A 10,073-nucleotide genomic window follows, 5' to 3' on the forward strand; every position below is an offset into this window, starting at 1 on the left:
GTTGCGGTCCACCACAAAACAGACGCGGCGGAAGCGTTTGGATTCCAGCAGGCGGGACAGCATGGCGATGGCCAGCTTGGTCTTACCGGTGCCCGTGGCCATGGCCACCAGCATCTGCCGTTCATCATCGGCCAGCGCCGCTTCGACCTTCTCGATGGCCTTTCGCTGATAGGGTCGCAGGTCGAAACCGAAATTCATCGGCATGGCGGCCAGCGCCGCATGGGCGGCATCCCGGTCCATCGCCAACTGGCCGCGCAAACCTTCCGGCGTTGGCCAGTCGGTCAAGGCCCGGCGACGGTTGGTGGATTTACGGGTGTCCCGGAACCAGATGCCAGACTCGGTCTCAATCTGCTTCAGGTAATCACGGCCATTGGTGGCAAAGACGAAGGGAACGCGGAACTCACTGGCCAACCCGACAAGCTCCATGCCCTCGGTCGTCTTCAGACCCTTCGCATAACGCTCGGCTTGGTCGATGGAGGCAGAGACATTCTTGCGCTGCCGCTTGGCCTCAACTACGCCCACGCAGGTGGTGTCGAGGAACAGCGCATAATCGGCGGGGCCGGTCTCGGTCGGCCATTCCGCGATAGCCATGGCTTTGCCCTTGGCGGGGCGGGCACCGGATTTGAAGGTCAGGGCCTGACTATCGACACCCCAACCCCGGTCGCGAAGTTGGCGGTCAATGATGGTACGGGTCGCTGACTCGTCCAAGTCGATGGCGGCGGCAGCAACCTTCGCAGCCTCGACGACGGCGTCAATACTGGCCGGGGCGGCGGTCGCCGCCCGCTGGGCTGCCTCCAACTCCTGCTGAAGTGCCGCGTGCTTGACCTCGAACGCGGCCAACTGCTGTTGCAGCGCCTGCTTCTCTTCGGCTTCCAGGCGGGCTTTCTCTTCAGCGGTCTGGCGGGCCTGTTCTGCTTCCTGGGCTGCCAATTGCGCACGCTCGGCGTCCGTCATGGACTGCCGATACTGCTCACGCAAACGCCTCAACTCCTCCGCCACCACGGCATCCACACGTCGTGGATCGGCGGGGGGAACAAAGGGCTTGGGCTGGAACCCCTGGTTCTTGTCATAGGCGCGGTGGAACCAGATCGACAATTGCCACGCCAGTTTCAGGCCGGTGAGCGCCGAATTCTGATCCCCGAAGCCCTGATGGGTCGCCTTATTGCCCATGAGCCGGATTTCATGGAACAGGCGGGCCGCATCACGCGGGATCGCCCCGCGATCCTCCAGCCGGTGAAGCAGGTCATTCTGATTTTCACCGGTGCCCTGATAGGCACCGATCCGGGCAGCGACGGTCTGGGCCATCACTTCGCCGAACTGACGCAGCTTGATCAGCGCGGTATTGCCGTCCGACCGGAAATACCTTTCGGCCATCGACCCCAACTCAACAAGCTGGGTGTGACGGCTCAAGAAGCTGAAATTCGGTGAAGGGGTCCCCATCGACACTACCTATTTCGGCGAACAGGCCGGAGAGTATAGGCAACTCCAACGGGCAGCAACATTTTGCGCTACAAGGGTTCGATCTCATATAAGTCTGTTCGCGGCGTGTTGCAGCGGCATTCACAACCGGACTGACTGGTTACGCGCCACGATGTGACTAAGCGACTTGCATTGAGCGCGTCATCCCTCCCCGAAGCGCCAGACGGGAACACCCATCTTGCGGGCCTTATCGGCTAGGTTCTGGGTGATGCCGGAGCCTGGAAAGGCGATGAGGCCGATGGGCAGGGTTTCCAACATCTGGTCGTTGCGGCGGAAGGGCGCAGCCTTCTTGTAGCGGGTCCAGTCGGGCTTGTAGACGATCTGGGGAACGCGACGGTTCTCGGCCCAGCAGGCGGCGATTCGTTCGGCACCCTTGGGGCTGCCGCCATGCAGCAGGACCATGTCGGGATGCTTCCCATGGACCTTGTCCAGGGCCGCCCAGATGCGGTCGACATCATTGCAGTCCACCCCGCCGGCGAAGGCTACCTTGGGGCCAGGGGGCAGCAACAACTTGGTGTCGGCATGGCGGCGGGCGGCGATATGGTCGCGGCTGTCGATGATCGCTGCCGTCAGGGTGCGGTGGTTCAACTGGGAGCCCTGGCGCGGACGCCAGGTGGAGCCGGTCAGGGCCTCGTACATCTCGGCGGCGGCGTCGCGGAAGAACTCGAAGGCGTTGCGGCGTTCGATCAGGCCCAACCCCTCGGCGGTCAGGCGTTCCAGCTCGACGGAGCGGATTTCTGAACCGTCCTGTTCGGTCTGGCTGCGCTGCTGGGCCTGTTCGTTGGCGTCCAAGTCACGCTCCAGGTTGCCGATGCGGCGGTGGAAGACATTGACGCAGGCCCAAAGCAGGTCGTCCAGGTCATCCTCCAGCCGGGTGCCGGTCAACAACCCGGCCAGGGTCTCCAGGCAGGCCCCGATCTCGGCCCTGGCCTGATCGGCCCCGGGCAAGGGGCGCGGGTCGGGCTCGTCCTGGAACGGGCGATAGCCGTAAAGCTGCAATTCCTCCAGCAGATGGGCGGAAGGGGCGGCCTCCGTAAGGCCGTCGCTGGCGGGGAATGGAGATGTCGTGCGGCTGGTCAGCATGGCAGTCACCGGATTTGTGGGCCGCGCCGGTCGCGGCCTTCCTGGGGAGCGCCCGCCAGGGTTAAGCCCGGCCCCGCACCCCTTGCGGGCCGCAGCGCCAGCGGAGGACGGCCTCTGGCCGTTGCGGGACCGGGCGACCCTGGCAGATCCCCAACCTGGAAGGCCGCCTTCTCGCGGCCCACCCTTCCCGGGTGGCGTGACGATGCTGTGCGCCGTGCAGGGCCCACCGCTCCCGACGTTGCAGATGCCCGGGCCCTATCCGCAGGGCAGGAAGGTGGTTGTATCGCCCTCGGCCAATTGCGGGACGATCCATTCGCGCAGCGCCATCAGCCCATAGGCCATAAGGTCGCTGTTGAGATCGTCCAGCCGGGGCCGGAGAGGCAGGACCGTCAGCGCGGCGGCGTGGCCACGCGACGACAGCCGGGCAAAGGCCCACTCCCCCGCCGCATCGACATCGCAGACGACATAGAGCCGACGCAGCAGTGCTGGAAAAGTCCAGGCGGCGAGATGGGCGGCGGACAGGGCTGCAACGACTGGCAGCAAGGGCAAGACCTGACGTAACGACAGCATCGTCTCCAGCCCCTCCCCCGCCGCCATGACAGGCCCGGCGGAGCCAAAGCGCACGGCATTGCCCAGCAGTTGACCCATCGCACGGCGGGGATCATCCAACGCAGCCTTGTCCCCATCGGGGCTAAGCCAGGTTCGGTGCAACCCCGTGACGTGATTGCTGTCGTCGGTGACCGCAGCGACCAGCGCGGGTAGGCTGATGGTGCCGGACGGCTCCCAGCGATGGCAACGCGGATGAAACCGCAGCGCCGGTTCCGGCCGGTACAAGACAATGCCGCGCCTGGCCAGGTAGCGTTCCGCCAAAGTGCCCGGCAAAGGCTTGCTGGCCGCAAACAGACGTCGGCAGGCTTCGGGTGAACCTTTGGGTGCCATCGCAGTGGTGACGGTTCCGGTGACCGGCAGCGGCAGACGCAGAACCGCCCGTGCTTCCACCATGGCTTCGCGGATGGATAGGCCCCGATTCAACGCGATCAAGTCCAGCAGGTCGCCATGCCCCCCTGTGGCGGCATCGGTCCAGGACCCGGCGCTGGGACCCGTCAGGCGGACATAGAGGCTGCGCCCGTTATGACCTTGCACATCGCCGACCAGCCAATAGCGCCCCTGCCGCCGACCATTGGGCAGAAACTGACGGCATATGGCTTCGGCGTCGCAGGCCAATCGGCGCGAGAGATCGCCAGCACTTTCCATGGGACACCTCCCCAAAGGGAAGGCCCGGCACCGTGGCCGGGCCAAGGGTCGGGGATGTCAGTTCACTCCGCCGCGACGGGCAGGTTGGCATCCGCAACGGCGTCATCCACAGGCGTAACAACTTCCGCCTTCGGCTGACCCGGCTTGCGCAGCAGTTCCGGCAGCCAGCCGGTGCCCGTCAGCAGTTCCTGCGCATGGGCCGCCATCTCGGGCTTCTTCAGATGTTCGATGCGTTGGGCTGCCTCGGCTCCCTTCGCCTCCCGGACGGCTTCCAGGATGCGGGCCTTGGTGACGCGGCCCAGGAAATTGTCCACGGTCGGCACCCAACCGGCGTCGGCCATATCCAGGTCCAGAACGCCCGCCAGCGTATCGGCATGGTTCAGGCGGCCATTGTGGCGGTTCCAGTTCTCATGCACGGCATTCACCGTGCCCGCCACGCAATGGGCAAACAGGGCAGATCGGCTGTCGGCATCGAACCCCACCAGCACATCCCACAGCTCGGTGGCCCGTGCCGGCATCTGCTGCCGCCAGTTCTCATGCCGGTCCACGATGGCGGTCGCGGCGGCACAGTCGCGCAGGCTGGGTTCCTGGAGCACCGGCACCGTGCCACGGGCGCTGATTTCCAGACAACTGGCATAGGAGCCGGGATAGAAGGTCTCCAGGCACAGCGCGTGCAGTACGGCCAGGAACGCCGTGTCGGGGTCCCGCGCCAACGCATCCCGCAGGGCCAGGGTGCGATGGGTGGTGAGTTCCATCACCAACCGGTCGGACAGGGGCTTCATGCCCTCATCCTCGGGTTCCGCTTCCTGGCTGACACTCGTGCCGGTATAGGCGGCATGGGCAGCAGCAGGTTGGGTGACATCGCATTCCGACGTGCCATCCACCGGGATAACCTCCTCCACCGGCGGTTCATCTTCGCGGCGAACAAACCCGCGTTCCACCCGCAATTCGCCTTCCGCGTTGACACGAACATAGCAGCCGGCCCGCGCCATCTCGTCGGGATCGAAACGCTCGGGCCGCTCCTCCAACTGCGCGATTTCAGCCGACAGGGCCGTCAGCCGCTGATCGACCTCCTCGGGGATGTCCTCGCCCGTATCATGCTCCTCGGCCAGCCGTTCATACTCGGCCGTCAATTCGGCGTACCGCGCCTCCTCTTCCTCCGTCCGGGGGACGATCTCAGCCTTGAGGCGGCGCTGGCCGACGGTGTGGCCATAGAGGAAATCGACATTCACCTCGACCCATTTCCAGCCCTCCGCCATCACCCCCTCGGCAGCCTTGGCCAGCTTTTCCGCCACCAGCCGTTCCAGCAGCGGTACGTCGCCCAGCCAACCGCCCTCGTCCGGCGTGAACAGGTCGCGCATCACCGGACCACCGGCGGCGATATAGGCTTCCAGCCCGGCAAAGCGGGCACGCTTGTCATAGGCGTGGATGCTGCTGGCCGTCAGGGCACGACGGATGTGGTAGGGCTCCTTCTGCCAGGGCTGGGTCAGCGATGCCCAGACCTGTTCCTGTCGCTCATGGCTGTCGCTGACGCTGAAGGCCATCAGCATGTCGAGATTCATGCCATCCTCGGCATAGATCTCCAGCAGCTTGGGCGAGACCGACGCCAAGCGCAGCCGCTGTTTCACCACCGCCGGGGTGACAAAGAAGCGGGCGGCGATGTCCTCTTCGCTGAGGCCCTTGTCCATCAGGGTCTGGAAGGCCCGGAACTGATCCAGCGGGTGCAGCGCCACCCGTTGCAGGTTCTCCGCCAGACTGTCCTCCTCGCCCAGCCCTTCGGTGCGGATGACACAGGGGATGGGGGCGTTGCGGGCCAGGCGCTTCTGCTTGACCAGCAGTTCCAGCGCCCGGTACCGGCGCCCACCGGTGGGGACCTCATACAGCCCGGTTTCCTTGCCCTCCCCGTCAACCTGCGCCCGGACGGACAGGCTTTGCAGCAGGGTCCGGCGGGCAATGTCCTCGGCCAGATCGGCGATGGACACGCCCGCCTTGACGCGGCGGACATTGGCCTGGGAGAGGACCAGCTTGTTGAAGGGGATATCCTGGGACCGGCTCAGGATGATCTTGTCAGCAGCTTTGGTGGCCATGGGTTTTCTCCATGACGGGCGGATGGAAGCCTCTCTCCCATCTCATCACCCGTCACGAAGCCCCCAGCCTCCTCTGCCTTTATGCCCGCCGCCGGTCAGGCAACCCGGTCCAGCAGCTTCTTGGCCCTGGCCTCCATGTCCAACCGCGCATCCTGGTGCGGCTTGTCACGGGCCACCGCCGTGATGCCCTGCACGAAGTCAAAAATGCTCTCCGGCTTGCGCCCCTCCTCTGCCAGCACGGTGTCGATGATCTTGCCCGTCTCGGCCTTGGAAAAGCCGCGCTTGCGCAGAAACTCCTCCCGGTCGTCATCTGACCGCGCCACGATCTGTTCACGCGATGCCTTGATGCCGTTGATAAACGGCATGGGCGACGAATTGGCAAAACGGGTCAGGGCGGGGGCAGCCTCATGGGCAAAGCGGGAGGCGGCATATTTGGAATGCCGAATGGTGATCTCCTGGAAATCCTCCACGCCCCACAAGTTGCGATTTTGACAGACCGCGCGCAGATAGAAACTGGCCATGCCCAGGGTCTTGGCCCCCACCTCGCTGTTCCAGCAATAGAAGCCCCGGAAGTACAGGTCCGGCGACCCATCGGGCAGTTGCCCCGCCTCAATCGGATTCATGTCATCAACCAGGAACAGGAACACGTCACGGTCACTGGCATAGAGCGTGGTCGTGTCCCGCGTGATATCCACACGGGGATGATAGATGCCGGTCGACCAGTCCAGCACGCCGGGCACCTTCCAGCGCGTATCGCCGGTGCCGTTGCCGGCGATGCGCTGCACCGCCTCGACCAGTTCATGATCGTAGATGCGGCCATAATCCGGCCCGGTGACGGCGCGCAGCTCAACCCGTCCGTCCTCAATCTCCAGGGTCTTGACCTGCTCGGCCCGATGCGCGGTCAGACCATATTGCAGGTTGATCCCGGCCAGCGCCGCCGGAAGCTGCCGAAGATAGGCGGCAGGTGCCCCCACCAGCCCGGCCAACTGCCCGAAGCTCCAATGGGTGGGTGCCACCGGGCGCTCACCACCCGGCAGCAGCAGCGACAGCCGTTCCGGCGCATCGCTGCGCGCCTCCACCCTGATATCGGCACTGGCCAGGGTACGTGTCCGGCTGCGATCCGTGCGGGTCTTGACCGATGCATAGAGGTCGGACAGGGAGAGAAACCGCTCATCATCGGGCCGGGAGAACCATTCCGACGATACCCTGCTGTTGCGCTGGCCACGGTTCACATCCACCCGGTAGCCGCGCGCGGCGTCACGGGGATTGTCGAGGATTTCCACCTGGGTCATGGCACATCTCCATGACGGGTGCCGAAGGCCACTCCTCCAGCCCAACCCGTCACGAAAGCCCAGGCCGCCTCTGACTTTACCGGCTCACCGGGGACACTGGTCCAACGGCGTCGGGGGCTCAAACCCGCCCCGCCACAGACCCACGGCGATAAAGCGAGGGGAACTTTCCGAACCGCTGAAATCGGCAGTGCCATACCGGCAGGCCAGAGCCCACCCCGCCCAGACCATACGTTCCGACAAATGCTTGCCACCGACATAGCAATCGGACAGGTCCGTCTTGCTAGGCCGGGGGCGACAAAGGACCGGCGTGCCGGTGACCAGCTTGCGCAAGCCTTCCACCGCCTGTTGACCACAGGGCCAAGTCTGACCTTTTCGATCCAAACATTGCTGGTTGACCAGCGGCACCACGATCCCGGCCAGCCGGTGGCGAACACCGGCAATCTCAATCAGATCGGCCGCGATGACCGTGGCCGATCCCTCCTGTTCTACCCGGCCCTGGGGCCAATAGATGAAAGCGCCCGTGCCGACGCCCACCAGAACCAACGCGGACAGCGCGATCTTGAACAGCTTCATGGCAAAGCCCTCCGTCACATCATGGTTGCGGTCAAAGGGCGGGACCTTCTCCCACCCAGACCCTGACACCCACGCCCGCCGCCCTTTGACTCTGACCCGTCAGGCCAGCAGATCCCGGTAGCCACCGCGCACCATCCGCCGTCCCTCGCGGATGAGCCGTTGGACCCGCAGCCGCAGGCAATCAGATCCGCGCGACCATTCGGCAGCGACACGCCTTTCCCCGAAGAGCGCTACGGCGATGTCACGCTGGGACGCGCCGGAACCGACGGCATCCACCGCGCGCAGTTTGTCGATCCAGCGCCTAACCAAAGGTTCCGGCGGGTAAAGGCTGCGCGGCATTCGACGCAACCGACAGCACAGGCACAAACGGCGCAGGGACAGCACCTTCCGATCCATCTCCTGCAATCCGGTCAGTGTGCAGCGGAGGCGCACGGGGCCGTCGAGAACCGTCCCCTCGGTGACCCAAAGTTGCAGATGCCGAAGGCCATCTGACAACATCAAATGCTCGTCCCCGTCAGGTTCCTTGACGACGGTTGCGAGGGGCCGAACCGCTTCCAGGTCGAACAGGTCGTCTGTCGCCGTCACAGCTTTCGATGGCTCTGCGGCGACCGTGAGAACCGACGGGCATGCTTCGGGTTGCCAGTAGGCTTTGGCATCGCTGGTAATGTGGGCGAAACATCAACACCCAGGTCATCGCATGAGAGGCGGCGTCCAATCGCACCACGGTACGGTCGATGCTTGTCAGGCAGGTGCTGGATTTCAGGGCCTCCTTGAAGCCGCCATTCCGTTTAAGCCATTGCCACGCCCAGCCGGGCCGGTCCATATGCTGCAATGATTGATAGGCCGCAGCATCCTGCCAATCCGGCACAGATAATGCGGCGTCAACCGGGTTCCTGTTCTGCATGGGCTGCCATCTCCCAACAGGCTGTGCGGCGATAAGGCACAGCGGTGGAACGATACCGCCAACTCTCAAGCTGGCCGTATCGATGATTATCGATACGATTTCCCCGGAAAACTTTCACGAAACCGGCATGACTGTCGAAATTCCGCTGAATTTCGTAGCCCCAAAACAATGAAATTACACGTAATTTGTTCGCAAAGTTCGACAATAAGACTTAACGATAACTCTCTCGAATATACGCATTCAGTCTATATAGAATTTACCTGCCTCAGCCTCTATTTCGCCTTTAGTGTCGGCAATCATCAATCAAAACAAGAAGGGAGATCATCGCATAGCTATATAAGGGTATTCTCATGGATACACACAGCTTCATAGACTTCCAATCCGACAGATTACCCCGTGGCATCCAGCCGCTGCATCGTGTCCGGCACGACGGCTACGTCATCGGACGCTATCTGCTGGATGAATGCGCGGACGCAAAACTTGGGTCTCCCCAACTGACGCTGATCCAGCATGACGGGCCCTCTTTTACGTTGCGGTGGCATCCGGTTGATCAGGTTTCAGCCATTCAGCATCGCGTCAAACCGGGGCAGATTCATCTCACACCGCCTGAGCGCATCATTCAGGTCTCCTGGTCCGGGCGGCAGCCGGTATTCATCGTGGCACTGGATGTTGGTTTCATCACCGGCCCCGCCTGCGAGGGCACCATCGAAATCCTCGACAGTATGCCTACGCAACTCGATATCCAGGACACGCGGATCGGACACATTCTCGAAATCCTCAAAGAAGGACTGGAACAGTCAGCATCTGCTGGGACCCTGACGCTGGCCTGTGTGCTGCTGGTCGGCAGGTTGCTGGAAATTTTCGGCAGCAAACCCATGCCACCCGCTGTCAATGGTGGCCTGGGCGTTTCGCGCCAGCGGCGGATACTTTCCTACATCGACGCCCATCTCCAGGACGATCTGACCTTGGAGCGACTTGCAGCCGAAATTGATCTCAGCCCCGACCATTTTGGCCGTGCCTTCCGAGCCAGCCTGGGTGTGTCCCCACTACGATATATCGCCCAGCGGCGATTGCAACGTGCCAAGGCGCTGCTGCTTGATCCAGGCATGTCCATCACCGACATTGCCATGGCGCTCGGCTTTGCCACTGCCAGCCATTTCACCAGCAACTTCCACAAGGCGACTGGAACAACGCCCTCGCAATGGCGGCGAGATCGGCGGTGATAGGTTACAGCCCGATTTGACCGTTTTATGGAGCGACCGCAGCGGCCCCGTATGGCGCCAACTACGCTCATTTTCACTTTCATCTGGTAGCTATATGGTAGCTAGGCGATGTTTTGGGGTGGTTTTTGCGGACAGCAAAAAGCCGCTGATTCTTGTTTGGAATCAGCGGCTTAAGCGT

The 10,073-nt window shown here is 63.3% G+C and carries 9 protein-coding genes; 1 reads left to right on the forward strand and 8 read right to left on the reverse strand.

The annotated features are described in order from the left end of the window. The 8 genes from ACM9HJ_RS30635 to ACM9HJ_RS30670 all read right to left on the reverse strand — a co-directional run. Window positions 1–1,440: DEAD/DEAH box helicase family protein (locus ACM9HJ_RS30635; RefSeq protein WP_416575612.1), on the reverse strand; the 1,440-nt coding region annotated here is incomplete at its 3' end. A 180-nt stretch (window positions 1,441–1,620) separates the two neighbouring features. After that, complete coding sequence (locus ACM9HJ_RS30640) at window positions 1,621–2,562, reverse strand: DUF2493 domain-containing protein (RefSeq protein ID WP_416575604.1); 942 nt, start codon at window positions 2,560–2,562, stop codon at window positions 1,621–1,623. Between the two features lie 255 nt (window positions 2,563–2,817). Further along, window positions 2,818–3,816, reverse strand: a complete 999-nt coding sequence (locus tag ACM9HJ_RS30645) for a toprim domain-containing protein (RefSeq protein ID WP_416575605.1) — start codon at window positions 3,814–3,816, stop codon at window positions 2,818–2,820. 62 nt (window positions 3,817–3,878) lie between these two features. Then, a complete protein-coding gene (locus ACM9HJ_RS30650) occupies window positions 3,879–5,903 on the reverse strand; it encodes a ParB N-terminal domain-containing protein (RefSeq protein ID WP_416575606.1) in 2,025 nt (674 codons plus the stop codon). 95 nt (window positions 5,904–5,998) lie between these two features. After that, on the reverse strand, window positions 5,999–7,195 hold the full coding sequence (locus tag ACM9HJ_RS30655) for a DUF932 domain-containing protein (RefSeq protein ID WP_416575607.1): 1,197 nt from the start codon (window positions 7,193–7,195) through the stop codon (window positions 5,999–6,001). An 84-nt stretch (window positions 7,196–7,279) separates the two neighbouring features. Beyond that, window positions 7,280–7,768: a thermonuclease family protein gene (locus ACM9HJ_RS30660; RefSeq protein ID WP_416575608.1), complete on the reverse strand. Its 489-nt coding sequence runs from the start codon at window positions 7,766–7,768 to the stop codon at window positions 7,280–7,282. A gap of 99 nt (window positions 7,769–7,867) precedes the next feature. Beyond that, window positions 7,868–8,353 carry a DUF2285 domain-containing protein gene (locus tag ACM9HJ_RS30665; protein ID WP_416575609.1) on the reverse strand — a complete coding sequence of 162 codons (486 nt, stop codon included), beginning with the start codon at window positions 8,351–8,353 and terminating at the stop codon, window positions 7,868–7,870. After that, window positions 8,283–8,672 carry a transcriptional regulator domain-containing protein gene (locus tag ACM9HJ_RS30670; protein ID WP_416575610.1) on the reverse strand — a complete coding sequence of 130 codons (390 nt, stop codon included), beginning with the start codon at window positions 8,670–8,672 and terminating at the stop codon, window positions 8,283–8,285. The genes ACM9HJ_RS30665 and ACM9HJ_RS30670 overlap by 71 nt, the downstream gene beginning before the upstream one ends. 350 nt (window positions 8,673–9,022) lie before the next feature. On the opposite strand from ACM9HJ_RS30670, the gene ACM9HJ_RS30675 reads away from it, so the two are divergent. Continuing rightward, on the forward strand, window positions 9,023–9,895 hold the full coding sequence (locus ACM9HJ_RS30675) for a helix-turn-helix domain-containing protein (RefSeq protein ID WP_416575611.1): 873 nt from the start codon (window positions 9,023–9,025) through the stop codon (window positions 9,893–9,895). The last annotated feature ends 178 nt before the right edge of the window (window positions 9,896–10,073 follow it).

The sequence above is a fragment of the Niveispirillum sp. KHB5.9 genome (assembly GCF_048066115.1).
Lineage (GTDB): Bacteria > Pseudomonadota > Alphaproteobacteria > Azospirillales > Azospirillaceae > Niveispirillum.

Bases quoted from the DNA above. Each gene is read 5' to 3' on its own strand.
- ACM9HJ_RS30640 (WP_416575604.1), bottom strand. From the start codon at position 2,562: ATGCTGACCAGCCGCACGACATCTCCATTCCCCGCCAGCGACGGCCTT.
- ACM9HJ_RS30675 (WP_416575611.1), top strand. From the start codon at position 9,023: ATGGATACACACAGCTTCATAGACTTCCAATCCGACAGATTACCCCGT.
- ACM9HJ_RS30645 (WP_416575605.1), bottom strand. From the start codon at position 3,816: ATGGAAAGTGCTGGCGATCTCTCGCGCCGATTGGCCTGCGACGCCGAA.
- ACM9HJ_RS30650 (WP_416575606.1), bottom strand. From the start codon at position 5,903: ATGGCCACCAAAGCTGCTGACAAGATCATCCTGAGCCGGTCCCAGGAT.
- ACM9HJ_RS30655 (WP_416575607.1), bottom strand. From the start codon at position 7,195: ATGACCCAGGTGGAAATCCTCGACAATCCCCGTGACGCCGCGCGCGGC.
- ACM9HJ_RS30660 (WP_416575608.1), bottom strand. From the start codon at position 7,768: ATGAAGCTGTTCAAGATCGCGCTGTCCGCGTTGGTTCTGGTGGGCGTC.
- ACM9HJ_RS30670 (WP_416575610.1), bottom strand. From the start codon at position 8,672: ATGCAGAACAGGAACCCGGTTGACGCCGCATTATCTGTGCCGGATTGG.